The organism is Amycolatopsis sp. cmx-11-12 (assembly GCF_046269425.1).
Lineage (GTDB): Bacteria > Actinomycetota > Actinomycetes > Mycobacteriales > Pseudonocardiaceae > Amycolatopsis.
In genome coordinates this window covers 278,930-301,889 of the sequence record NZ_JADNQM010000001.1, presented here as the reverse complement: position 1 = coordinate 301,889, position 22,960 = coordinate 278,930, and the positions used below count along the sequence as shown (strand labels likewise).

22 protein-coding genes are annotated in these 22,960 nt (G+C 67.4%); 16 read left to right on the top strand and 6 right to left on the bottom strand.

Features of this window, described 5'->3' with window-relative positions; genetic code table 11:
* Positions 1 to 10: 10 nt before the first annotated feature.
* The 3 genes from ACLARN_RS01465 (at position 11) to ACLARN_RS01455 (ending at position 2,057) form a co-directional block, all read left to right on the top strand.
* On the top strand, positions 11 to 343 hold the full coding sequence (locus ACLARN_RS01465) for a hypothetical protein (protein ID WP_409489469.1): 333 nt from the start codon (positions 11 to 13) through the stop codon (positions 341 to 343).
* Positions 344 to 787: 444 nt separating this feature from the next.
* Positions 788 to 1,450 (top strand): hypothetical protein, encoded by a 663-nt coding sequence (locus ACLARN_RS01460; RefSeq protein WP_409489468.1) that lies wholly within the window; start codon positions 788 to 790, stop codon positions 1,448 to 1,450.
* A 4-nt stretch (positions 1,451 to 1,454) separates the two neighbouring features.
* Complete coding sequence (locus tag ACLARN_RS01455; RefSeq protein ID WP_409489467.1) at positions 1,455 to 2,057, top strand: class F sortase; 603 nt, start codon at positions 1,455 to 1,457, stop codon at positions 2,055 to 2,057.
* Between the two features lie 85 nt (positions 2,058 to 2,142).
* Here the strand turns inward: ACLARN_RS01455 and ACLARN_RS01450 are convergent, their stop codons facing one another.
* Complete coding sequence (locus ACLARN_RS01450) at positions 2,143 to 3,198, bottom strand: patatin-like phospholipase family protein (protein ID WP_409489466.1); 1,056 nt, start codon at positions 3,196 to 3,198, stop codon at positions 2,143 to 2,145.
* Positions 3,199 to 3,219: 21 nt separating this feature from the next.
* Positions 3,220 to 3,963, bottom strand: a complete 744-nt coding sequence (locus tag ACLARN_RS01445) for a FadR/GntR family transcriptional regulator (protein ID WP_409489465.1) — start codon at positions 3,961 to 3,963, stop codon at positions 3,220 to 3,222.
* Between the two features lie 60 nt (positions 3,964 to 4,023).
* On the opposite strand from ACLARN_RS01445, the gene ACLARN_RS01440 reads away from it, so the two are divergent.
* From ACLARN_RS01440 to ACLARN_RS01405, 8 genes are read left to right on the top strand one after another with little or no spacing between them, the layout of a single operon-like run.
* Positions 4,024 to 5,514, top strand: a complete 1,491-nt coding sequence (locus ACLARN_RS01440) for an ABC transporter substrate-binding protein (RefSeq protein WP_409489464.1) — start codon at positions 4,024 to 4,026, stop codon at positions 5,512 to 5,514.
* Positions 5,511 to 6,455, top strand: coding sequence for an ABC transporter permease (locus tag ACLARN_RS01435; protein WP_409489463.1), 945 nt, complete (start codon positions 5,511 to 5,513; stop codon positions 6,453 to 6,455). The genes ACLARN_RS01440 and ACLARN_RS01435 overlap by 4 nt, the downstream gene beginning before the upstream one ends.
* A complete protein-coding gene (locus ACLARN_RS01430) occupies positions 6,455 to 7,267 on the top strand; it encodes an ABC transporter permease (protein WP_409489462.1) in 813 nt (270 codons plus the stop codon). The genes ACLARN_RS01435 and ACLARN_RS01430 overlap by 1 nt, the downstream gene beginning before the upstream one ends.
* Positions 7,264 to 8,010, top strand: coding sequence for an ABC transporter ATP-binding protein (locus ACLARN_RS01425; RefSeq protein WP_409489461.1), 747 nt, complete (start codon positions 7,264 to 7,266; stop codon positions 8,008 to 8,010). Before ACLARN_RS01430 ends, ACLARN_RS01425 begins: the two co-directional genes overlap by 4 nt.
* Positions 8,007 to 8,780 carry an ABC transporter ATP-binding protein gene (locus tag ACLARN_RS01420; RefSeq protein WP_409489460.1) on the top strand — a complete coding sequence of 258 codons (774 nt, stop codon included), beginning with the start codon at positions 8,007 to 8,009 and terminating at the stop codon, positions 8,778 to 8,780. The genes ACLARN_RS01425 and ACLARN_RS01420 overlap by 4 nt, the downstream gene beginning before the upstream one ends.
* Positions 8,773 to 10,194 carry an aldehyde dehydrogenase family protein gene (locus ACLARN_RS01415; protein ID WP_409489459.1) on the top strand — a complete coding sequence of 474 codons (1,422 nt, stop codon included), beginning with the start codon at positions 8,773 to 8,775 and terminating at the stop codon, positions 10,192 to 10,194. The genes ACLARN_RS01420 and ACLARN_RS01415 overlap by 8 nt, the downstream gene beginning before the upstream one ends.
* On the top strand, positions 10,191 to 10,949 hold the full coding sequence (locus ACLARN_RS01410; RefSeq protein WP_409489458.1) for an SDR family NAD(P)-dependent oxidoreductase: 759 nt from the start codon (positions 10,191 to 10,193) through the stop codon (positions 10,947 to 10,949). Before ACLARN_RS01415 ends, ACLARN_RS01410 begins: the two co-directional genes overlap by 4 nt.
* Before the next feature lie 11 nt (positions 10,950 to 10,960).
* Positions 10,961 to 12,346 (top strand): amidase, encoded by a 1,386-nt coding sequence (locus ACLARN_RS01405; protein ID WP_409489457.1) that lies wholly within the window; start codon positions 10,961 to 10,963, stop codon positions 12,344 to 12,346.
* Between the two features lie 64 nt (positions 12,347 to 12,410).
* Here the strand turns inward: ACLARN_RS01405 and ACLARN_RS01400 are convergent, their stop codons facing one another.
* Genes ACLARN_RS01400 through ACLARN_RS01385 form a run of 4 tightly spaced genes read right to left on the bottom strand, consistent with a single transcriptional unit; the run spans position 12,411 to position 16,176 of the window.
* Positions 12,411 to 13,082: a DUF4276 family protein gene (locus ACLARN_RS01400; protein ID WP_409489456.1), complete on the bottom strand. Its 672-nt coding sequence runs from the start codon at positions 13,080 to 13,082 to the stop codon at positions 12,411 to 12,413.
* Positions 13,079 to 14,194 (bottom strand): AAA family ATPase, encoded by a 1,116-nt coding sequence (locus ACLARN_RS01395; RefSeq protein ID WP_409489455.1) that lies wholly within the window; start codon positions 14,192 to 14,194, stop codon positions 13,079 to 13,081. Before ACLARN_RS01395 ends, ACLARN_RS01400 begins: the two co-directional genes overlap by 4 nt.
* Positions 14,195 to 14,254: 60 nt before the next feature.
* Positions 14,255 to 15,109, bottom strand: a complete 855-nt coding sequence (locus ACLARN_RS01390) for an HpcH/HpaI aldolase/citrate lyase family protein (RefSeq protein WP_409489454.1) — start codon at positions 15,107 to 15,109, stop codon at positions 14,255 to 14,257.
* A complete protein-coding gene (locus tag ACLARN_RS01385) occupies positions 15,106 to 16,176 on the bottom strand; it encodes an HpcH/HpaI aldolase/citrate lyase family protein (RefSeq protein WP_409489453.1) in 1,071 nt (356 codons plus the stop codon). Before ACLARN_RS01385 ends, ACLARN_RS01390 begins: the two co-directional genes overlap by 4 nt.
* 118 nt (positions 16,177 to 16,294) lie before the next feature.
* Between ACLARN_RS01385 and ACLARN_RS01380 the strand changes: the two genes are divergently transcribed.
* The 5 genes from ACLARN_RS01380 to ACLARN_RS01360 all read left to right on the top strand — a co-directional run bounded on the left by ACLARN_RS01380 (position 16,295) and on the right by ACLARN_RS01360 (position 22,956).
* Positions 16,295 to 18,511 carry a serine/threonine-protein kinase gene (locus ACLARN_RS01380; RefSeq protein ID WP_409489452.1) on the top strand — a complete coding sequence of 739 codons (2,217 nt, stop codon included), beginning with the start codon at positions 16,295 to 16,297 and terminating at the stop codon, positions 18,509 to 18,511.
* Complete coding sequence (locus ACLARN_RS01375) at positions 18,502 to 20,760, top strand: serine/threonine-protein kinase (protein WP_409489451.1); 2,259 nt, start codon at positions 18,502 to 18,504, stop codon at positions 20,758 to 20,760. Before ACLARN_RS01380 ends, ACLARN_RS01375 begins: the two co-directional genes overlap by 10 nt.
* 353 nt (positions 20,761 to 21,113) lie before the next feature.
* On the top strand, positions 21,114 to 21,764 hold the full coding sequence (locus ACLARN_RS01370; protein ID WP_409489450.1) for a hypothetical protein: 651 nt from the start codon (positions 21,114 to 21,116) through the stop codon (positions 21,762 to 21,764).
* A 19-nt stretch (positions 21,765 to 21,783) separates the two neighbouring features.
* Positions 21,784 to 22,434, top strand: coding sequence for an SDR family oxidoreductase (locus ACLARN_RS01365; protein WP_409489449.1), 651 nt, complete (start codon positions 21,784 to 21,786; stop codon positions 22,432 to 22,434).
* A gap of 66 nt (positions 22,435 to 22,500) precedes the next feature.
* On the top strand, positions 22,501 to 22,956 hold the full coding sequence (locus tag ACLARN_RS01360; protein ID WP_409489448.1) for a hypothetical protein: 456 nt from the start codon (positions 22,501 to 22,503) through the stop codon (positions 22,954 to 22,956).
* Positions 22,957 to 22,960: the final 4 nt, after the last annotated feature.

Here is a 22,960-nt window from a genome sequence, read left to right as displayed (position 1 = left end):
CCTGGAGCGCGTGGAGGAGACGAAACCGCCTCGGCGGCTCGGTCAATGGATGTGGGGCCTGTTCTGGCTCCTGGTGCTCGGCTTCCTCGCCATCGTCGCGGCGGGCGTGCTGGCCGAACTCGCGTCGAAGCCTTGCCCGAGCGACGAGATCTGGGCCTGTGCCCCGGAGAACCGGACACTCGCGACCTTCATTCCGGGGATCGGGTTCGGTCTCGGGCTCCTGCTCGCGGCCGTGGGCGGTGGCCGGGCGGTGCGGAAGCGGATGTCGCCGAAGCCCTGGTTGCTCTTCGCGGGCTTCCTCGGCGCGTTGTCCCTCGCCGTGGCCTTGTTCCTGGTGCTCTAATCGTGACCTTCGGGTTACTGGGCACCGGCTTTTGTCTTGAGCTGGTCAGTACTTCACGAATGAGTACTCCGAACGTGTGAACCGGCGGGTAACAAAGGCTCGGAAGAAGGCCGATTCGCCAGGAAAACCGGCGATTCCGGGACGTTCGGCGGACGAGGAAAAAATGCTTCCGCATGGCAACCGTTCCGGCCATATGGGTGTTAACATTCCTCCAGCGCCGCGAGGATTTCCCCTCTGTTGAGCGACTTTCGGGCCCTTGTATCGGGTCGGACCACCTCGGCGTTACCGGTTTTCCCAGTGGTTCTTGTCACTGTCTATTCGCTACAGTCAACCTGCGATTTTCCGGCAGTATCGCGCTGTCACCCGAACGAGGGATTTCTTCCCCGGGTGGTCGCATGGTGGGGGTCACCGTGCGTTGCGATGCTTTTCCACTGGGAGATCACTTTGAAGAAGACGTTGGGCCGCCTCGCTGGTGCGGTGCTGGCCGGCGCCGTCATCTCGCTGGCCGTGACGCCTGCCGCGATGGCGCAGGACGAGACCACGACGACGCCTCCCGCGCCGACGAGCGAGACGCCCACCACGGCGCCCTCGCCCTCGTGGACGGGTGGCAAGGTGACGACGGCTCCGCCCGAGTCGAGCGGTGCGCCTTCCTCGTCGTCGCAGCAGCCGACCTCGACCAGCGGCAAGCCGCCTTCGAGCAAGCCGTCGCCGACCTCCACCTCGGAGACGCCGACCACTGCGCCGGAGGATCCCTTCTACGACAACGTCGGCGCGGGCTACATCGGTGACACCGGCATCGGCGCGCTGGTCATCGCCTGCCAGTCGGGCGAGCCGTCGAACGTTTCGGCGCCGGACTTCGACATCATCAGGCACAACCAGGCCGAGGACGACGGCCGCTACTGGGTCTACATCGTGAAGGTGAAGAAGTCCTTCAAGGGCAACTCCAGCTCCTTCACCTGGACCTGTGACGGCAAGCCTGGCAAGGCGGACATCGAGTTCGAGTCGCCCATCGGTGGCGGCGCGGGCACCCCCGGCAAGCCGGAGAAGCAGGTCAAGTACGCCCCCAAGGGCGGCATCGAGACCGGTTTCGGCGCCACCGCGGCCTGATCGAATGTCGACGAAGTTCCTGAGGCGGGGTGGCCGCGCGGTCGCGGCCACCCTGATCCTTTCCCTCGCACTGACCGGTTGCGGCACCGACGATCCCGCGCCGGCCGCACAGCAGGCGCCGGCGGAATCGACCGTTCCGGTCACGAAGCCGTTCGACGGCACCCGGCCGACGAACGTGAAGATCCCCAAGATCGGCGCCGAGTCGAATCTGATCGCGGTCGCGGTCAACAAGGACGGCAAGATGGCCGTCCCTTCGGCGAAGAAGCCGATGCAGGCCGCCTGGTACCAGCTTTCGCCGGTACCCGGTGACGTCGGCCCGGCGATCGTGCTCGGGCACGTCGACGGCAACAAGCAGCCGGGCATCTTCTACAAGCTCAAGGACGTCAGCCCCGGCGACGAGATCCTCATCGACCGCAGCGACGGCAAGAGCCTGAAGTTCGTGGTCGAGAAGAAGGACCAGGTTCCCAAGGACCAGTTCCCCGAGGACGCGGTCTACGGCAACACGGACAAACCGCAGCTGCGGCTGATCACCTGTGGCGGTGTCTTCGACAAGGAAGAACACAGCTACAAGGACAACATCATCGTCTACGCGAACCTGGTCGCCTGACCTTCGCCTGACGCGAGTGCCATGAACGGCCCGTTACTTGCAAAATTTGCAAGTAACGGGCCGTTCATGGCATCCCGGGGCACTCTCAGCCGACACCCGCGGCAGGGAACGGGAACCCGGCGGGAGCCACCGCCTCGGTATCGACCCACTTGCGCATCCCCGCGTCACAGGCCGCGTAACCCCAGTTGATCAGCCGCTCCTGCAAGACTTCCGGCAGTTTCGTCAGCCGCGTCGGGGTTTCCGCCAGCTTGTGCGTGAGCTCGACCGGCGCCGTCAGGGAATCCGCCAGCTCGAAGTTCTCCAGATCGACGTAGGTCCCCCAGTAGGCGCCCGCGAAGTCCTTCTCCACATAGGACTTCAGCAGTGCGCCTCGCCGCAGCTCGCGGACCTGGTTGTCGATGATGTCGAGGACGCGCAGCAGCTGTTGCCCCCAGTTCCGGTTGATCTTCCGCTTGACCTTCATCCGCTTGCCCGCGTCGCTGACCAGCACGGTCGCATGCCCCTCGACCGGGTCCAGCCCGAGGTTGTCGTAGACGCCGGCGTCGCTCAGCACGATCTTGCGGCCCGCTTCGGCCGAAAGCGGATCGCGGAAGACCACCGGCGAGAGCACCGGCGGAAAAGCGGACGACGCGGCGACGGCGGTCGCGAGCGGGATGTCGCCGTGCGGCCCGTCCTGCCGGAAGAACCACCACAGCGCGCCGTCCTGGAGGTTGGTCGCGGTGAAGACGAACTGCGGGCTCGCCGGATCCAGATCCTTGAGGCAGCAGTCGCCGAACAGGTGTTTCGCGTACACCCGCGCGAGTTCCTCACCGGCACTGCGCCACGGCATGGCCATGGCGCGCAAGGTGACCGGGATGTCCAGCCGCGTACGTGCCAGATCGCGGATCGGTGCGACGACCTCGTCGTGGAAGTTGTTCGCGGCACCGTTTTCGAACCTCAGATCCGGCCACGCGTGCGCGAGGACCCCGGCGGCGATCGAACCGCCGGAGACGCTGGAGAACGTGGAGATCTTCGACAGCCAGCCGAGTTCGTTGAGCCGCCACAGGGCGCCGGTGTGGAACAACATCGCGCGGTAGCCGCCGCCGGACAGCGCGAGACCGACACCCTCCCGGGCTGTTGAAGGCTTCTTGGCATCCCCCACCTGAGCGAGTGTAGAGGCGGGTCAAGCGAGCAGCGGCTGGAGGAGGCGACGCTGTTCTTCGGGGACGTACTCGGCGTAGTTGTCGTAAAGCGCCTGTTTCGCCAGCCGTGCCGCGCGTTCGCCGTCCGAGTCCCGGATCGCTCCCAGCACCTCTTCGTGATGCGCCAGCCAGTTGCGCATCAACGCCGTCCGGTCGTTGGCGTGCTCCAGTTTGTCCTCGATGAGTTCCAGTACGACCCCGCGGACGACCTCGCCGCTGATCACCAGCAGCGGATTCCCCGTCGCGCGGGCGATGGCCTCGTGGAACGCGACGTCCGCGTGGCTGAATTCGGCGAAACCCCGCGAGACACCCGCGCGCATCGCTTCCAGTGCCGCGTCCAACTCGGCGAGATGGTCTTCGGTCCTGAGCTGCGCGGCGAGCAGATGTGCGGAACCGTCGAGGATCATGCGGAATTGCAGCAGTTCGGAGAGACCGAGGTGGTCGGCTCGCGCCAGCCGGTGCATGGACCGGTGCAGTGCGGCGGGTGAAGCGGCCAGCACCTCGGGGCCGCGCGGATCGCCGGGCCGCGAGCGGATCATTTCCGCTGCCTGCAACACCCGCAGCGCCTCGCGCACGGTCGAGCGGCCGACGTCGAACTGCACCATGAGTTCGCGTTCGCTTGGCAGCCGGTCGCCGGGTTTGATCCGGCCGCTGAACACGGCTTCCTCGATCTGTTCGACGACACGCTGGTACGCGCGGACAGGGGCGACCGGCTCGAATTCCATCTTGACCCTGCCGTCTCGTCTGGTTTACTGGTCAGACCAGTCTACCGGTCAGGGGGCAGGATGAAAGTCCGGATCCATGCGGCGGCGTTGGCGTTGCTGCTGGTGACGTCCGGCTGCTCCGCTGGGCTGAGTGCCACGGTCGCTCAAAGCCCCAACACGCTCGCGATCGGTTACACCGCCGAGCCCGCGAACTTCGACTTCACCCGCACCGACGGCGCCGCCATCCCGCAGGCCTTGCTCTACAACGTCTACGAGGGCCTGGTGAAACTCGACGCGGACGGGAAGATCGTGCCGCTGCTGGCCGAATCGTGGACCGTCTCGGAAGACCGCAAGACCTACGACTTCAAACTGCGCAAGGACGCGAAGTTCAGCAACGGCACGCCGTTCACCGCCGAGGACGTCAAGTTCTCGCTGATGCGCGTGAAAACCGACTGGACCGTCTCGATCAAGTCCACAATGGACGTCGTCGACCGGGTCGACGTCGTCACGCCGGACCACGCGCGGGTCGTGCTCACGAAACCCAGCAACGGCTGGCTGTTCAGCCTCACCAGCAGGCTCGGCGCGATGTTCAGCCCCACCGGCGTCGCGGATCTCGCGAACAAACCGGTCGGCACGGGTCCGTACACGGTGTCTTCGCGACGGCGCGGCGATTCCATCGTGCTCAAGGAGAATCCGGCGTACTGGGGCAGGAAACCGGCGTACTCCACCGTCGTCCTCAAATACATCAAGGATCCGACGGCGCTCAACAACGCCTTGCTCAGCAACGGGATCGACGTCATCTCCGCGATCACCGTGCCGGATTCGATCCCGCAGTTCCAGAGCGACGACCGGTTCACCGTCGTCGAAGGCACGACGAACAGCGAGGTCACGCTCGCGTTCAACAACGCGCGTCCGCCGTTGAACGACGTCCGCGTGCGGCGCGCGCTGTCCTACGCCATCGACCGGAAGGCGTTGCTGGACACGGCCTGGGCCGGGCGCGGCACGCTCATCGGCAGTATGGTCCCGCCGACGGACCCCTGGTACGAAGACCTTTCCGGCGCCTACCCGTTCGATCCGGCGAAGGCGAAAACGCTGCTCGCCGAGGCCGGGCAGCCGAATCCGTCACTGCGCTTGAGGATCCCCAATCTGCCGTACGCCGTCTCGGCCGCGCAGGTGGTGGCGTCACAACTGGCGGACGTCGGGGTCACGGTGACGATCGAGCCGCTGGACTTCCCGGCGGTGTGGCTCAAGCAGGTCTTCACCGACCGCGACTACGACCTCTCGATCATCCAGCACGTCGAGGCGCGCGACATCGTGACCTTCGGCAGGCCGAAGTACTACTGGGGTTACGACGGCAAGCCCGTCCAGCAGAACCTGGCGAAGGCCGACGCGGGAACGCCCCAGGAACAGGTCGAGGCGATGCGGCAGGTCGCGCGGCAGCTGTCCGAAGACGCCGCCGCTGATTGGCTCTTCCTGTTCCCCAACGTGATCGTGGCGAAGAACAAGGTGACCGGGTTCGTCCGCAACCAGGTCAGCGAGTCCTTCGACCTCACGGGATTGGCGCCGCGATGACGGTCAAAGTGCTGCGCCGCCTGGCGATCCTCATGGCCAGTGTGCTGGTCGCGTCCATCGTGGTGTTCCTGTTCATGGCCGTCCTGCCCGGCGATCCGGCGCAGGTCGCGCTCGGCGTCAACGCGACGCCGGAGCTGATCGCCAAGACCCGCGCCGAATTCGGCATCGACCGGCCGTTGGTGACGCAGTACTTCGACTGGATCGGCGGTGTCCTGCAAGGCGACTTCGGCCGCTCGTACGTCACCCGCGAGGAGATCGGACCGGCGCTGGCCGACCGGCTCGGCGTGACATTGTGGCTGGTCGGAGCCGGGATGCTGGTGGCCTTGCTGATCGCCGTCCCGGCCGGGACGTTCGCCGCGGTGCGGCACCGGAAGGGCGACGGCGCCGCGGTTTCCGGGCTCTCACAGATCGGCGTCGCGATCCCCGCGTTCCTCGCCGGCATCATCCTGGTGCAGATCTTCGCGGTGCAGTTGCGCTGGCTGCCTTCCGGCGGCTGGACACCGCCGGTGCAGGACCCTGGTGAATTCCTGCGCGGTCTCGTGCTTCCGGCGTTGTCGCTCGGTCTGGTGCAGGGCGCGGTGCTGACGCGCTACGTCCGGTCCGCCGTGCTCGACACACTCGGGCAGGACTATCTGCGCACCGCACGGTCCAAAGGACTCCGGCCGTTCCAGGCGCTGTTCCGCCACGGGTTGCGCAACGCCGCCGTGCCGGTGGTGACGGTGCTCGGCCTGCAACTGGCGACGCTGCTGATCGGCGCGGTCGTCGTCGAGCGCGTGTTCGTCCTGCCGGGCCTTGGCAGCATGCTGCTCGACTCGGTGGCGTCGCGGGATCTGTTGTCCGTACAGGGGATCGTGCTGGTGTTGGTGGTCGGCGTGCTGCTGGTGAACTTCGTGGTCGACGTCCTCTACACGGTGCTCGACCCGAGATTGCGGGGTTCCTGATGCGCAATCGCAGTCTCGTGATCGGCGGCGTCCTGGTCGCGTTGATCGTGCTCGCCGCGGTGCTTTCGTTCGTGTGGACGCCATTCGACCCGGTGAAGGTCGACGCGGCCCACCGGCTGCACGACTTCAGCGGCGCCAACGTCCTTGGCACGGACAGTTTCGGCCGCGACGTGCTCAGCCAGCTCATGGTCGGCGCGCGGACGACGCTGTACGTCGGCGTGGTCGCCGTCGGGATCGCCGCGCTGATCGGAACGCCGCTGGGCATCCTCGCCGGGATGTCGTCGCGGTGGCTCGGCGAGTTCGTCATGCGCGTCAACGATCTCGTGCTCGCGTTCCCCGCGTTGCTGCTGGCGATCATGTTCGGCGCGGTGTTCGGGGCCGACACGCTGACCGCGATGGTGGCGATCGGCATCGCGACCATCCCGTCCTTCGCCCGCATCGCCCGCTCGGGAACGCTGCAGGTGATGAGCAGCGAGTTCGTGCTGGCCGCGCGGTCAGCCGGTCGCTCGCGGCTGAACATCGCCGCGCGCCATGTGCTGCCGAACATCTCCGGACTGCTGATCGTCCAGGCTTCCGTGTCGTTCGCGATCGCGGTGCTCGCGGAAGCGGCGTTGTCGTTCCTCGGGTTCGGCACGCGGCCGCCGACACCGTCGTGGGGACGGATGTTGCAGGAATCCCAGGTGTTCCTGACCCTGCACCCGCGGCTCGCGCTCGTGCCCGGCGTCGCGATCGCCATCGCCGTCCTCGGTTTCAACCTGCTCGGGGACGGCCTCCGCGATCGACTCGACCCCCGATTGGCGGCACGGCTATGACCCTCGAAGTCCACGGCCTCGGCATTGGTGACCTGGTCCGCGGCGTCTCGTTCGATATCGCGCGCGGCGAGCGCGTCGGGTTGATCGGCGAGTCCGGTTCGGGGAAGTCGTTGACGGCGTTGTCGATCATGGGCCTGCTGCCCGAAGAACTCGCCGCGTCCGGTTCGGTGAAGCTCGACGGCCGCGAGTTGCTGACCGCGCCGGAGAGGGAACTGTCGCGGTTGCGCGGCAACGAGATGTCGATGGTGTTCCAGGAGCCGATGACCGCGCTGAACCCGGCGATGCGGGTCGGCGCGCAGGTGGCGGAGCCGATGCGGATCCACCGCGATCGTGGGAATCACCGCGCGGCGGCGGAGGCTTTGCTGGATTCCGTGGGGTTGCCCGGTGTCGCTCGTGCGTATCCGCATCAGCTCTCCGGCGGGCAGCGGCAGCGTGTCGTACTCGCGATCGCGCTGGCCAACGATCCGAAGCTGCTGATCTGCGACGAGCCGACGACCGCGCTGGACGTCACCGTGCAGGCACAGATCCTGGACCTGATCCTCGACGGCGTCCGCGAGCGGGAGAGCGCGCTGCTGTTCATCACGCACGACCTCGCCGTGGTGGCGTCGGTGTGCGAGCGGGTGCTGGTGATGCTGGACGGCGAGATCGTCGAGGCCGGCACCACCCGCGAAGTGCTGACCGAGCCGAAGCACGAGTACACCAAGAAGCTTTTGGCCGCTTCGGATCTGGAGGCGAGCCGATGATGATCGAAGTGCGGAACCTCGAACGCCGCTACACACGCCGGGACGTGCACGCGCTGAAGGGCGTTTCCTTCGACGTCGAGGCTGGTCAGCGCTTCGGCATCGTCGGCGAGTCGGGCTCGGGAAAGTCCACTTTGGTCAGACTGCTGGCCGCCCTCGACAAGCCGACGGCGGGCAGTGTCTCGTTCCAGGGCAAGCGCGTCGACACCTTGCCCGAACGCAAACTCGGCTTCCTGCGGTCGGAACTCCAGATCGTCTTCCAGGATCCGATGGGCTCGCTCGATCCGCGGATGCGCGTGCGCGACATCATCTCCGAGCCGCTGGGCCGCCGGGATCCCACGCGGGTTTCGGAGCTGCTGACGGCGGTCGGCCTGCCCGAAGACGCCGCCGGCCGGTACCCGCACCAGTTCTCCGGCGGACAGCGGCAGCGCATCTCGATCGCGCGGGCGCTCGCGCCGAACCCGAGCGTTCTCATCGCGGACGAACCGGTGAGCGCGCTCGACGTCTCGGTGCGGAAACAGATCCTCGACCTGCTCGCGTCGCTGGTCGAGCTGTACTCGCTGACGCTGATCTTCGTCTCGCACGACCTCGGTGTGGTGCGGCACGTGTGCGACCGGGTCGCGGTGATGCGGCGCGGAGAGATCGTCGAGATGGGTGACGTCGACCAGGTCTACGACGCGCCGGAACACGAGTACACCAGGGAGTTGCTGGCGGCCGCGCCGAATCTGCGGGCCGAACTGGCGCGGCTTCGCAACGGAGGCGACGATGCTTGAGTACCCGGAAGGACTGCCGATCGGCGGCGACTGGGTGTCCACTGTGGACACGCAGCCGGTGACTTTCCCATACGACGGGAGCGAGATCGGCCGGGCGCCGGTCGGGACGCCGGAGCTGGCCACGCGGGCGATCGATGCGGCCGTCGCGGTGTTCAAGCAGGTCGCGGCGCTGCCGTCGCGTACTCGGCGCTCGCTGTTGAACGACGTCGCCGCCGCTTTGGAACGGCGGCGTGAGGACTTCGAGCGGCTGCTGGTTCTCGAAACCGGCAAGCCGCTGGTCGATTGCCGTGTCGAGGTCGCCCGCACGATCGTCACCTGGCAGGCCGCCGCCGAAGAGGTCTCGCGGCTGCACGGCGAGACCGTGCCGCTCGATCTGCTGCCTTCCGGCGACGGACTGGTCGGATTCTGGAAGCGCAAGCCGATCGGCGTCGTGGTCGGCATCGCCGGGTTCAACTATCCGCTGCTGCTGGCGTCGCACAAGATCGCGCCCGCCATCGCGGCGGGCTGCCCGGTGGTGGTGAAACCGGCGCCGCAGACGCCGCTGGCGACGTTGTGGCTCGTGCACCTCGTACGCTCGCTGACCGACCTGCCCGCGATGGTCCAGCTGGTCACCGGGGACGCGGCGGTCGGGGCGGCGCTGACCACGGACAGGCGCGTCGGCGCGGTGTCGTTCACCGGATCCGCGCAGGTCGGGCACCGGATCGCCCGCGATGCCGCGCCCACGAAGACGTTGCTGGAGCTGGGTTCCAACGCTGCTTTGGTGGTTGCGGAGGACGCCGATCTCGACGCGGCCGCGGACGCGGTGCTGCGCGGCGGGTTCTACGCGTCCGGACAGGCCTGCATTTCGGTGCAGCGCGTCCTGGTCGTCGAAGCGGTGGCCCAGGAGTTCACCGAACGGCTGCTGGCGCGGCTCGGCGAGGTCGTCGCTGGTGATCCCCGCGACGAGAAGTCGCGGGTATCGGCGCTGATCGACCCGGGTTCGACACGGCGCGTTCAGGAGTGGGTAGACAAAGCGACTTCGGCGGGTGCGCGGCTTGCCGGGGGCGGCGTGGACGGCACGGTGTTGAAGCCGACGGTGTTGCTCGACGTGCCCGACGGCCTCGAATGCTGGGACGAGGAGATCTTCGGTCCGGTCGTCTGCCTCCGCACGGTTTCCACTGTGGACGAAGCGTTCGACGCGGTCAACGCGTCGCGCTACGGCCTGCACGCTTCGGTGTTCAGCACTTCCTTGAAGACCGCGTTCCGCGCGCTCGACGAACTCGACGTCGGCGGTGTGGTGGTCAACGAGGTGCCCGGCTTCCGGTCCGACACCATGCCGTACGGCGGCGTGAAGGACTCCGGGATCGGGCGGGAAGGGCCGCGGTTCGCGGTCGAAGAACTGACCGTGACGAGGATGGCGGTGCTACGGCCATGAGCTATGAGAACCTGTTCCGCCTCGACGGGCGACGGGCCGTGGTGCTCGGCGGAGGCAGCGGCATCGGCCGCGAAGCCGCGAAGGCCCTGGCCGCGCACGGCGCTGAAGTGATCGTCGCGGACCGCGACGTCGCCGCGGCCAAGGAGACCGGCGCGGGGGAGGCGTACGAGATCGACCTGCTCGAGTCCGGTGCCGCCGCGCGAGCAGCCGCGGAACTCGGCGAGATCGACGTCGTCGTGCTGACCGCCGCGACCAACGTGCGCAAACGGTTGCTGGAGTACTCGCGCGAGGAATTCGACCGGGTGATCGCGTTGAACCTCGGTGCGACGTTCGAGGTCGTCCGCGCGTTCGGCGCGGGGATGGTCGAGCGCGGGCGGGGCAGCATCATCGGGTTCTCCTCGATCCGCGGCACGACCGTCGAGCCGGGTCAGGGTCCGTACGCGGCGACGAAAGCCGGTCTCGTGCAGCTTTTCCGCACCGCCGCGGCGGAGTTCGGCCCGGCCGGGGTGCGCGTCAACGCGATCGCGCCCGGCGTCGTCGAAACCCCGCTCACCGCGCAGATCAAAGCGAATCAGGCCTGGTACGACGCCTACGCGACCAAGGGCGCGCTCGGCCGCTGGGCGCGTCCGGACGAACTCGCGGGCGCCGTCGTCTACCTGGCCTCGGACGCGTCGTCATTCGTGACCGGGTCCGTGATGGCGGTGGACGGCGGCTGGACCGCGGTCGACGGCCGCTTCGAACCACCCGCGACGTGAGGAGGACCCCTGTGCCGGAGTTGCCGGATCTGACCGCTGTCGAACTGGTCGCCCAGTACCGCGCGAGAACGTTGTCGCCGGTCGAAGTCACCGAAGCGGTTCTCGCCCGCGTCGAGGCGCGTGAACCCGAACTGCACGCGCTGTACGCGTACGACCCGAGTGGCGCGCGCGAAGACGCGAAGGCGTCCGAAAGCCGCTGGCACGCCGGGGAACCGCTCGGCCCGATCGACGGCGTTCCCTTGACCCTCAAGGAGAACATCGCGACCCGCGGCACCCCGGTCCCGCTCGGTACGGCCGCTTCTGAATTGACGGCGGCGCCCGAAGACGCCCCGGCGGGCGCTCGCGTGCGCGAGTCCGGCGGGGTCCTGCTCGGCAAGACGACCATGCCGGACTACGGGATGCTGACGTCCGGGCTGTCGAGTTTCCATACCCCGTCGCGGAATCCGTGGGACACCACGCGCACGCCCGGCGGTTCCAGCGCGGGCGCCGGTTCGGCGGCCGCCGCCGGCTACGGCCCGCTGCACGTCGGCACCGACATCGGCGGCTCGATCCGGCTGCCCGCCGGCTGGTGCGGCCTGGTCGGGCTGAAACCGAGTTTCGGCCGGGTGCCGGTGGATCCGCCGTTCCTCGGCCGTGTCGCCGGGCCCATGACACGGACCGTGGCCGACACCGCGCTGCTGATGAGCGTCCTGTCCGGCGTGGACGGTCGCGACCACCTTTCGCTGCCGCCGTCGTCGTTCGATTGGACTTCGCTGTCAGCCGAGGTCAAAGGCCTGCGGATCGGACTGCACCTCGACCCTGGTGTCGGCCTCCCGGTCTCGCCCGACATCCTCACGGCGGTCACCGAGGCCGCACGGGCCTTCGAAGCCGCGGGTGCCGTCGTCGAACCGGTGGATCCGTTCCTGCGCCGCGAAATGCTCGACGGGCTCGACACCTTCTGGCGCGTCCGTGCCTGGTCGGACATGTCGATGCTGCCCGAAGAACGCCGCGCGAAGGTCCTGCCGTACATCGCCGACTGGGCGGCCGGCGGCGCTGACGTCAGCGGTGTCGACGCCTACCGCGGCTTCGCGCAGATCGACGCCATCGCCGTCGCGACCCTGCGCGAGACCGAACGCTTCGACGTCGTCCTGTCGCCGACCTGCCCGGTCTCGGCCCCGCCCGCGGAATGGCCTTCGCCGACCAACGACCCGCGCCGCCCGTTCGAGCACATCGCGTTCACCGTGCCGTACAACATGTCCGGCCAGCCCGCCGTCTCGATCAACTGCGGCTACACGAGCGACGACCAGCCCATCGGCCTCCAGATCAGCGGCCGCCGCTTCGCCGACCTAGACGTCCTTCGCGCCGCTGCCGCCTACGAAACCCTTCGCCCCGCTCCGCGCCCCTGGCCCTGCCCCTAACGCAATTCGTCCTCTAGTTGCGGTAGTTGCACGCGCAACCACCGCAACTAGAGGACGAAACGCGTCAGGCCCTGGAGCCGAGCTTGGCAAGCCACGCGGCGAAATGGGGGCACTGGGCAGCCAGCCCTTCGACGCCAAGGTCCGCTATAGCCAAGGGGCCGTCGTTGGTCTTCGAATAGCTGGCACAGTAGCGAGCGAGTCGTTTCGAGGGCGCGGTGTTCGGGCCGTCGTTCACGAGTTCCGGGCCGCCCGCGTCCCTCGCATCTTTCAAGAGCAGGGTGGTGAGGTCACTGCCCGAGAACAGCCAGCCCAGTTGCTCTGCGGCCGCGAACGCCCAGGTTTCAAGCTCGTGCAGGATAAGATGCGGAACAAAGCGTGGGTCGGAAATGGCCGAAGTCAGAGACCTTTCGACGTGCTCAACTCGGTCATAAGGGCTCGAGGATGGTTGATCGTTCATGCCGGGACTGTCTGTGGGAAATCCGTAGAAATCGAACAACGTCGTGAGCGTGTGGATATCACTGCTTCGTAGTAGCAGTCTGATCTCGTTTTTCAACTTCGACCAACTACTGACACCGCCATGACTGGCCGGGCCCGTGGCGGGTCGCTTGGTTGTCACGATGGACTTCGTGACCATCCAGCCCTGGTTCTGGAGGTAAGGTTCCAGAACGTTGTTGACGACTATCTCTTCAGTCTGTCCTTCGACGAGGATATGGAGTCGTCGATACCCGGTTGTCATGCGTTCCCGGTTTCCTCCCGGGCGGGGCGCCCGCCCAGCAGGTTCTTCTCCCATAGCTCGCCGAGCGAGTACTCTTTGAGCCAGTCCTCCAGTGCGGAAAGATCGGGACGCGTGAAGTCGGAAAAGCCCGCTTTGCGCTCGACCACGATGAGATCGCCGACCTCGAATTGGTTCATCAGCGTGACTGACTGAGTCGCTATCAGTACCTGGCTGCGTTGAGAAGCCTGCCTGAGGAGACCGGCGAGCTGCACGATCGCAAACGGATGAAGGCCGAGTTCTGGTTCGTCCAGTACGACCAGACGGGGGAGCTCGGGTTGCAACAAGAGCGTCGCGAGGCAGACGAAACGAAGTGTGCCGTCCGACATCTGGTTGGCGGAAAAGACGGCATCGGAATCTTGTTGCCGCCAACGAAGAAGAATTCGGTCGTGACTATCGGGCTCCAATGCGAAATCCCGGAAGAACGGCGCCACAAGCCTGATCGCGCCCAGAATTCGACGGTAGGCCGATTGCTCGGCGGGTACGTCGCTGTTCTGTAGACGGAATAGGTACGCCGCTAGATTTCCGGCGTCGTTTCGCAGGCTCAGGTTGTCCACAGTGGGGACCAGGCGCTTGACCGGCGCGTCCGCACTGGTGTCGTGGAAGTGAAAGACTTTACAGCCTTTCAGGAGGCTGGTGACATGTGCCGCGATGCGGCCCGGACGCCGTTTCGCCTCCGCTGGCAGATGGGTCTCACGATGCCCTTGCCCCAGAACCTCGTTGTATGGCCGCTCGTATCCTTCTGCGTGGAAGTACATGACCTCCGATTTGAAGATCAGTTCGTCGTTCACCGCAGGGGAAAGAGTGGCCGCGTACGAGTTGGATTCTCCCTCGAGTTCGAGGTGAATCTGAGAGGCTTCGGTGTTCAGCAGAGCGAGCGCTCCGCCGTTGAGACCCACGAACAGGCCTAGCTCACCCTCGACGATCCGGCCGAGTAGTTCGAGGGCGTGAACGAAGTTGCTCTTGCCCGCACCATTGGCGCCTACGAGGATATTGAGCTTGCCGAGTTCCACGGTCGCCGAACGGATCGAGGTGAAACCCTCGACCCGGATCTTCTTCAGCGACTGATCGGTCATACCTCCACTCTACGGTCGGCCACCGACAGTTGCGCTACTCGGTTGGCCAACCGAGTAGGCCTAGTTGCCGATCGCTTCCGCCAGCGCCAGGATCCGCCGCGCGTTGTCCACGTGCAGGTTCTCGATCATCCGCCCGTCCACGGTCACCACGCCCTGCCCGGCCGCCTGCGCCTCCTCGAACGCCGAGATGATCTTGCGTGACCGCTCGATCTCCTCCGCCGACGGCGCGAAGATCCGGTTGCACGGCTCCAGCTGGGTCGGGTGGATCAGCGTCTTGCCGTCGAAGCCGAACTGGCGCCCTTGCAGGCATTCCGCCTCGAAGCCTTCGAGGTCCTTCACGTCGTTGTAGACGCCGTCGAGGATCGCCTTGCCGGTCGCGCGCGCGGCCAGCAGGGCCAGCGAAAGCCCGCCGAGCAGCGGCGCGCGGCCGGGGACGAATTCGGCGTGCAGTTCCTTCGCCAGGTCGTTCGTGCCCATGACCAGCACGGTCAGCCGTTCGGACGCCGACGCGATCTCCTCGGCGTGCAGCATCGCGACCGGGGTTTCGACCATCGCCCAGATCTTCGTGTGGTCGGGTGCGCCGCCGAGTTCCAGCGCGCGCTCGATGTTGTGCACCTCGGCGGCGGAGTTCACCTTCGGCACCACGATCGCGGCCGGACCCGCTTGCGCGGCGGCTCGGAGGTCGGCGTCGTGCCATTCGGTGTCGAGGCCGTTGACGCGGATGGTCACCTCGCGCTTGCCGTACTCCTTCGACGACGCGGCAGCGCAAACCCGCTCACGAGCGGCTTCCTTCGCGTCGGGCGCGACGGCGTCTTCGAGGTCGAGGATGAACGCGTCCGCATCCAGCGTCTTGGCCTTTTCCAGCGCTCTTTCGTTCGCACCGGGCATGTAGAGGACGGATCGGCGGGGATTCATTCGGCGATCTCCTTGCTGGCAGTGTCGTAGGCGGCGGCGAGTTCGGGGTCGTCGGCGGCCAGGGCGTCGGCGAGTTCGGCGACCACCCGGCACTGCTTCACCGAGGCGTCGTCCTGCATTTTCCCGTCGATCATCACGGCACCGGTGCCGTCACCCATCGCGGCGATCACGCGCCGCGCCCAGGCCACGTCTTCGGGAGAGGGCGAGAACACCTTCTTGGCGATGTCGATCTGCACCGGGTGCAGGCTCCAGGCGCCGACGCAGCCGAGCAGGAACGCGTTGCGGAACTGGTCTTCGCAGGCCACGACGTCGCGGATGTCGCCGAACGGCCCGTAGTACGGCAGGATCCCGTTTGCCGCGCAGGCGTCGACCATCCGCGCGACGGTGTAGTGCCAGAGGTCCTGCTGATACGTCGTGCGTCCCTCGTTCAGGTCGTCGCCGGTCGGGTCCGTGCGCACGAGGTAACCGGGGTGCCCGCCACCCACCCGGGTGGTCTTCATCCGGCGGCTCGCGGCGAGGTCGGCCGGGCCGAGCGAGATGCCCTGCATCCGGGGGCTCGCGCCGGCGATCTCCTCGACGTTCGCGACGCCGCTGGCGGTCTCCAGGATCGCGTGCACCAGCAGCGGTTTCGTGAGGCCCGCCCGCGCTTCGAGCTGCGCGAGCAACCTGTCGACGTAGTGGATGTCCTGCGCGCCTTCGACCTTCGGCACCATGATCACGTCGAGTTTGTCGCCGATCTCGGTGACCAGCGTGATCAGGTCGTCGAGCACCCATGGCGAGTCGAGGCTGTTGACGCGGGTCCACAGCTGCGTCTTGCCGAAGTCGTTCGCCTTGGCGATGGCGACGAGCCCGTTCCGCGCGGCCTCCTTGCGGTCGGCGCGCACCGCGTCCTCGAGGTTCCCGAGCAGGACGTCGACCTTCTTGGCGAGATCCGGGACCTTGGCCGCCATCTTCTCGTTGCTGGGATCGAAAAAGTGGATCATCCGCGAAGGAGGCACGGGGATCTGGCGGAGCGGTTCCGGCGCCCCCACCGCGAGCGGGGCGAAGAAATCCTTCGGCGAACGCATCGTTCCTCCATCGCAACGGGCTAAGTGACCGACGAGTAACCCTAAACCCGGAAGGCGGGGAACCGCTGCGGCGCAGCTCACCTCCAAGGGGACACGATCGGGAATCGCGGAGGAATCTGTGGACGACTGGGCCTTGCCGGGTTTCACCGAGATGGGGTCGCTGGGCGAAGGCGGGTTCGGGCGTGTCGTGCTGGCGCGGCACAAGGAATCCGCCCAGGTCGTGGCCATCAAATACCTGTACACGCGGTTCGCGGTGGACCCGCAGAGGCTGGCCGAATTCCGCCATGAGGCGCAGATCCTGAGCCGTGTTTCGGGGCCGCACATCGCCCGTCTGCACCAGTTCGTGGAAACCCCACAGGGTGCCGCCATCATCATGGAAGCGGTTCACGGAATCTCCCTGAAAGAGATCCTCGGCCGCCAGGAGAAGCTCGAACCCGAAGCCGCGCTGGCCATCCTCAAGGGCTCGCTGCTCGGCCTCGCCGGCGCGCACGCCGCGGGCACCGTCCACCGCGACTACAAACCGGCCAACGTCCTGGTCACCCGGGATGGGCAAAGCAAGCTCGTCGACTTCGGCATCGCCGTGCTCGCCGGGCAGACAGGGGTCGCCGCGGGCACGCCCGCGTACATGGCGCCCGAGCAGTGGTCTGGCGGGATCGCCACTCCCGCGACCGACGTCTACGCGGCGACCTGCGTGTTCTTCCAGTGCGTCGCCGGGCACCGGCCGTACGAGGCCGAACAGACCGAAGTGCTGCGCACGCTGCACGAGTACGCGCCGATCCCGTTCGGCGAGGTCCCCGAACCGGTCCGCGACCTCATCGCGCGCGGCATGGCGAAGGACGTCGCCCAGCGGCCGTCGGGCGCGGCCGAGTTCGTCGCCGAACTGGAGTCGTCCGCGCGGAAGGCGTACGGCGAAGACTGGGAGCGCAACGGCTGGCACTGGCTCGCCAAGGGCGCCGGTGTCCTGGTCGCCCTGTCCCCGCTGGCCCTGCTCGGGGCCGGGACGGCCGCCGCGCCGGTCATCGCGGGCGGCGCGGCGGGCGGGGTCGCCGCGACCACTGGCGGCGGGATCGCGCTCGGCCTCAAGGTGACCGCAGCGATCGCCGCCGTCACCGCGGCCGCCGTAGGCACGGTCGTGGTGGTCAACGCCGACAGCGACGACCAGCCGCCGCCACCGACGACGACGCTCGCCGCCATGCAGGTCGATGTCCTCACCCGCACCGAGAAGCTCGACGGCTTCGACTTCAACGGCAAGTACGTCCGGATCAGCGGACTGAAGGACAAGGCCGTCGAGGAGCGGGTCAACAAAGCACTGATGGCGCCCGTCGACGGCTGGCTCACGAGCGTCTGGTCGCCGGGCAACCCGCCGGAGAAGGAACCCGACGGCGACATCCCGCATATGACCACCAAGGCCGAGGTCCTGCGCCAGGACGACAAACTGCTTTCGGTCGTCTACGAACGTTCGGTCGACACGGTGCAGCTCGGGAATCGCGGCGGCTACGACGTCCTCACCCTCGTGATCGACCTGTCCGGCGGCGACGTGATCTCGACGCCGAACCTGTTCGACAACGTCGACGGCAACGCCGAGCGGATGCTGGCGCTGGAAGAGCGGCTCTACGCCTCGGCCAAACCCGGCGAATGCCTCGCCGAGCCGCCGTCGGAGCCGAAGCATCTTCCCGCCCGGTCGATGTCGGATCCGTACACCGAGGACGCGTCGATCGTGCAGGCGGCGCCCGCGGCGAGCGGGATGGTCTTCCACATCAGCGCCTTCGCGCTCGGTTATCCGATGGTCTGCAACCCGACGACGGTCACCGTGCCGTACGACCGGCTGCTCGATCTGCTGAGTCCCAGGGTCAAGAAACTGCTCGGCGGCACACCGACGCAACGGACCGAGGAGGCCGACGTCGGCGCGTTCACCATCACCACGCCGGAGAAGTGGTCGCTGCTGTCCAGCGCGACGCCCGAGCGCTCTCTGGTGACCGCCGACCAGTGCGTGGGGCCGCAGTGCGCGCACGTTCTCTTCAGCGACAACTCACGGGTCGATCCGTCCACTCCGGCGTATGAACCGGGCAAGCCGTACAACCGCTCGAACGGTCCGCGGCCGTGTCCTTCCCTCGGTGCGCCTGGCGAAACGCAGGGTTCGCCCGTCTTGCGGGTGAAGGAGCTGCGGCCGATCGGGATGAAGAAGGCCGCCTACGAGGAATGGCAGCTCACGTGTTCCGGTGGCGGGATCGTCACCCAGCGGGTGTGGTTCCTGCCGAAAACGCGGCTCGTGGTCGTCGACGAGTGGAACACTCCAGGTCTCGACAAGATTCTGGAAGAGGCACGGTGGCACTGACCGACGAGTGGAGACTGCCCGGCTTCACCGAGCTCGAACAGCTGGGGGAGGGTACGTTCGGCCGCGTGGTCTTGGCACGCCAGGACAACACCGGCCACATCGTCGCGATCAAATACCTCTTCTCCCGCTTCGCCGCCGATCCCGCGTACCTGACGGCGTTCCGGCAGGAAGCGCTGGCGCTGCATCGGGTGTCGAGTACGCACGTCGTCCGGCTCTACGAGTTCTTCGAGACGCCGCAGGGCGCGGCGATCGTGATGGAGGCGATCAACGGCGTCTCGCTGCGCGCGGTACTTCAAGCCGAAGGCGCCCTCGAACCCGAAGCCGCGCTCGCGGTGCTGAAGGGGTCGCTGCTCGGGCTGGCCGCGGCGCACTCCGTCGGCGTCGTCCACCGCGACTACAAACCGGGCAACGTCCTCGTCGCCGACACCGGCGAGAGCAAGCTGGTCGACTTCGGCACGGCTGTCCTGGCCGGTGACCTCGGCCCGGCGGTCGGCACCCCGGCGTACATGGCGCCCGAGCAATGGGCGGGTGGACAGGCCACTCCCGCCACCGACGTCTACGCCGCGACCTGCGTGTTCTTCCAGTGCGTCGCCGGCCATCGGCCGTATCAGGCCGACGACACCGAAGTGCTCCGCACGCTGCACGAACACGCGCCCATCCCGTTCGGCGAAGCACCCGAACCAGTGCACGAGATCGTCGCGCTGGGGATGGCGAAGGACCCGTCGAAACGACCGGTCGACGCGCTCATGTTCGTCGGCGAACTGGAACGCGTCGCCCGTGCGGGTTACGGCGAAGACTGGGAACGCAAGGGCTGGTCACGGCTGGCGAAGGCGACAGGTCTGCTTGCCGCGGTGACGCCGTTGGTCCTGCTCGGCGCGGGTACGGCGGCCGCGCCCGGGGTCGCCGCCGCCGGAACGGGCGCGGTGGCCGCCTCGACCGGCGGGATCGCGGCCGGGCTGAAGATCGCCATCGGTGTCGTCGCGGCGACGGCCGCGGTGGTCGGCTCGGTGGTCGTCTTCTCCGACGCGAGCACCCCGCCGGAGTCGCCGCCGACGTCTCAGCAGGCCGTCGCGCTCAAGGTCGCCATGAAGAACCGCACCGGCACCGTGCCCGGAACGAACCTCGCCTACGCCGGGGACTACCCGGAGGTGACCGGGTCCCCCGACCAAGCCTGGCTGAAGCGGGTCAACGACGCCCTGACCGCGCCGATCGACGAGTGGAACCGCAAGACCGGCCCCGGCGCCGCCAAGCTGGAGCCGGAACGCGGCCCGTACGAACTCGTCACGAAGGCCGAGATCCGCTCGCAGAACGAGCGGTACCTCTCGGTGAGCTACACCCACGACCTCACCAACAAACCGCATTCGACCTGGGGAAACGGCCGTAACGCGGTGATGATCGACCTGAAGGAGGGCAAGGCGCTCGCGCCCGCCGAACTGTTCGCACCCGGAAAGCTCAGCGACGACGGGCTGCGGACCCTCGCCGAACTGCTCTGGCCCGGCAAGGAGCAGTGCGGGCCCGCCAACCCCTACTTCCCGTACCGCCCCCTCAAGACGGCCGACCTCACCGACGACCGGAAGGTGTGGCTCGCGTTCACCCCGACGGCCGTCGAGATCACCATCGACCTCAACAGGCTCGGCTTCGCCACCGCCTGCGGCGTCCAGAACTACACGCTGCCCTACGACAAGCTGGCCGATCTCCTGAACCCGGACCTCGTCGCGGGCATGACCGGCGGAAAACCGCTGAAGGGGACACCGCCCGCGCAAGGGCTCACCGACGTCACGGTCGGTGCGCTGACCCTGCACCTGCCTGACGGCTGGACCGCCGTCTCGCAAGGCCTGGAGAAGGTGATCGTCGCCCCGGGCTGTCCGGACCCGAAGAAGTACTTCAATTGCCAGTACATCCTCGTCACCGACAACGCGAAGGAATCCGCGGAGCAACCGCCGTACCGGCCGGGCGAGGTCTATCGCCGGAGCGCGGGCGGCCGGGCCTGCAACGCCGCCGGGCGCAAGGACCTCCGCCAAGAGGGTGACGCGACCAAGACGACTTCCGCGACCGCACCGATCGGCACCGCGACGGCGACCTACGAGGAGTGGACGATCCAGTGTGTTCCTCGTGGACAGACGGGTGGCGGCGGCGAGGCGCAGGTGACCCAGCGGATCTGGTTCGTTGCGGACAGGCAAATCGCGGTGATGGACGAATGGCGGACGCCGGGCGTCGAGGAGCTCCTTCGTACCGCGACCGTCTCATGACCTTGACCTGCGAAAGTCCACAGTGGAATGACTATTCACTGGGCCGAATGGACTAGCGTCCAGCTTCCTTTGCCGCGCTTGTGTTCGGTGGTGATCAGTCCGTACCCGTGACCGTTCGGAGACACCGGGTAACACCACTTACCTCGCTCTCACTCGGTTGGCGGCACGGTCGGACTGAAGTCGAATGACCGCCTACCGACCGGTCACCGATGACAAGGCGCCGTCGATCGCAGCCACTCGCCTTGTCCGGCGCCCCCGCGTCCCCGCCCTGTTAGACAGGTCATGTGCCGCTTCCACCGAGGCGGCACGGGGATGAAGAGCCTTAGGGAAACCAGGTTCGAAGGAGGCGGAACGTGGCGGCTACACCGAACATGGAGAGCTCGACGGTCGCCGGTGGCGCGAAGCGCAGCCGGTCACTGCCGAGCCGGGTGGTGCCGCCGATCGAACTGCCCGCGAGCGTCGAGGAGCTTTCACGCAAGGCCGCGGCCCTGCTCGGCTGGAACGGCATCGTGTTGCCGGAGACCACCGTGCTCGGCCGGAAGATCTGCGTGGTCGCCCGGCTCCGTACCGACGTGCACGCGGAGCGCATCGCGATGGGCATGGGTCCCGTCGTCGATCGCGCCACCGTCGACACCTGGACATGGCCAGAGCTGGCCGCGACCGCACCCGCGCCGGCCGCCGAGATCATCGGCGTCCTCGCGGTCGCCCGGCACTGGCGCACCGCGATGGCCTCAGCGGTCCCGTTCGCACGCTACGGCGAGGCCGCGATGGTGCTCCCATCGCCCGCCGTACTGACGGAGGACTACGTCGGCAACTGCCTGCCGCGTGCCCGCGCCTACGGGCTCGGCATCGTCGCCGCCGACCCCAACGCGGTGACCGACCTCGACCTCGAGGGCCACAACGAGCGCATGATCCTGGACGAGGACCCGGTCTCGCGCCTGGTCAACGAGATCGTCTACGACCAGCTGCTGCGCGCCACCGAGGCCCCTGCCGAAGTCGACTGAACCGATTACTGTCGGGTCCATGCGAGTAGTCATTGCCGGTGGACACGGACAGATCGCGCTGAAGCTCGAGAAGATCCTCGCCGCGCGCGGTGATCAGGCGGTGGGGATCGTGCGCAATCCCGATCACGTCGCCGACCTCGAAGCCGTGGGCGCCGAAGCCGCCGTCCTCGACCTGGAAAAGTCCGCTGTGGACGCCGTCGCCAAGGTGCTGGACGGCGCCGACGCCGTCATCTTCGCCGCCGGTGCCGGGCCGGGAAGCGGCACGGCTCGTAAGGACACTGTGGACAGAGCCGCCGCGGAACTCTTCGCGGCGGCCTCCGAGCAGGCCGGCGTACGGCGGCACATCCAGGTCGGCTCCATGGGAGCAGACAAATGGGAGACCGCGGACGTCCCGGACGATTTCCGCGTCTATCTCAAGGCGAAGAAAGCGGCCGAAGACGATCTGCGTGCCCGCGATCTCGCATGGACCATCCTGCGGCCAGGGCAGCTCACCAACGACGAGGGCAACGGCAAGGTCCGGATCGCCGAGGCGACCGGGCGTGGACCGATCCCGCGTCAGGATGTCGCCGCGATCCTCGTCGCGCTGCTCGACAATCCGTCGACGGCGGGACACGTCCTCGAAGCGATCTCGGGTGATACTCCCATCTCTCAGGCTGTTTCCACACTCTGAACCAGATGAGCCGCGCCGCACGTTTATCAGGGGGTAAGGGAAGAGCGCGTTGTGGAGGCCGTTCAGATGACCGACCCTGATAGTTGGTTCCAGAGAATGGAGCGGCGGAAGTCCGAGGACAGGCGGCTGCTGGCGGAGTGGGCTCGAGCGAACGGCGATCGCGATCTGCGGCATGCCCGGGAGTTCGTCGAGCATGTTCGCCGGGACATCGGCGTGAAGGGTGTCATCACCGCGGTGGAGGTCAAACCGGGCAAGGGCGGCCCTGAAGTCGTGCTTGCCTACTACCTGGAGCCCGATCTGGCGGATGCGCTGCCGAACCCGAGTTCGGAGGCGACACCGCCCCCGGTTCCCGTGGCGACACAGTCGTCAGCCGGTGGAGATCAGGTGCGGTCACCGGGCGAGTCCGTGATTCCACGCTTGTCCACCGTATCGGCCCCGGTCACCGGTTCCTCACCTCTCGAAGACACCCGCGCGGCGGTGGCTCAGGATGTGAGGGCTATTTCACTACGAGTCCCTGAGTGAACGG

What these genes read in the sequence shown, in the direction of transcription:
- ACLARN_RS01455 (WP_409489467.1), top strand. Translation starts at nt 1,455, where the DNA reads ATGTCGACGAAGTTCCTGAGGCGGGGTGGCCGCGCGGTCGCGGCCACC.
- ACLARN_RS01445 (WP_409489465.1), bottom strand. Translation starts at nt 3,963, where the DNA reads ATGGAATTCGAGCCGGTCGCCCCTGTCCGCGCGTACCAGCGTGTCGTC.
- ACLARN_RS01440 (WP_409489464.1), top strand. Translation starts at nt 4,024, where the DNA reads ATGAAAGTCCGGATCCATGCGGCGGCGTTGGCGTTGCTGCTGGTGACG.
- ACLARN_RS01435 (WP_409489463.1), top strand. Translation starts at nt 5,511, where the DNA reads ATGACGGTCAAAGTGCTGCGCCGCCTGGCGATCCTCATGGCCAGTGTG.
- ACLARN_RS01430 (WP_409489462.1), top strand. Translation starts at nt 6,455, where the DNA reads ATGCGCAATCGCAGTCTCGTGATCGGCGGCGTCCTGGTCGCGTTGATC.
- ACLARN_RS01425 (WP_409489461.1), top strand. Translation starts at nt 7,264, where the DNA reads ATGACCCTCGAAGTCCACGGCCTCGGCATTGGTGACCTGGTCCGCGGC.
- ACLARN_RS01420 (WP_409489460.1), top strand. Translation starts at nt 8,007, where the DNA reads ATGATGATCGAAGTGCGGAACCTCGAACGCCGCTACACACGCCGGGAC.
- ACLARN_RS01415 (WP_409489459.1), top strand. Translation starts at nt 8,773, where the DNA reads ATGCTTGAGTACCCGGAAGGACTGCCGATCGGCGGCGACTGGGTGTCC.
- ACLARN_RS01410 (WP_409489458.1), top strand. Translation starts at nt 10,191, where the DNA reads ATGAGCTATGAGAACCTGTTCCGCCTCGACGGGCGACGGGCCGTGGTG.
- ACLARN_RS01400 (WP_409489456.1), bottom strand. Translation starts at nt 13,082, where the DNA reads ATGACAACCGGGTATCGACGACTCCATATCCTCGTCGAAGGACAGACT.
- ACLARN_RS01395 (WP_409489455.1), bottom strand. Translation starts at nt 14,194, where the DNA reads ATGACCGATCAGTCGCTGAAGAAGATCCGGGTCGAGGGTTTCACCTCG.
- ACLARN_RS01390 (WP_409489454.1), bottom strand. Translation starts at nt 15,109, where the DNA reads ATGAATCCCCGCCGATCCGTCCTCTACATGCCCGGTGCGAACGAAAGA.
- ACLARN_RS01385 (WP_409489453.1), bottom strand. Translation starts at nt 16,176, where the DNA reads ATGCGTTCGCCGAAGGATTTCTTCGCCCCGCTCGCGGTGGGGGCGCCG.
- ACLARN_RS01365 (WP_409489449.1), top strand. Translation starts at nt 21,784, where the DNA reads ATGCGAGTAGTCATTGCCGGTGGACACGGACAGATCGCGCTGAAGCTC.
- ACLARN_RS01360 (WP_409489448.1), top strand. Translation starts at nt 22,501, where the DNA reads ATGACCGACCCTGATAGTTGGTTCCAGAGAATGGAGCGGCGGAAGTCC.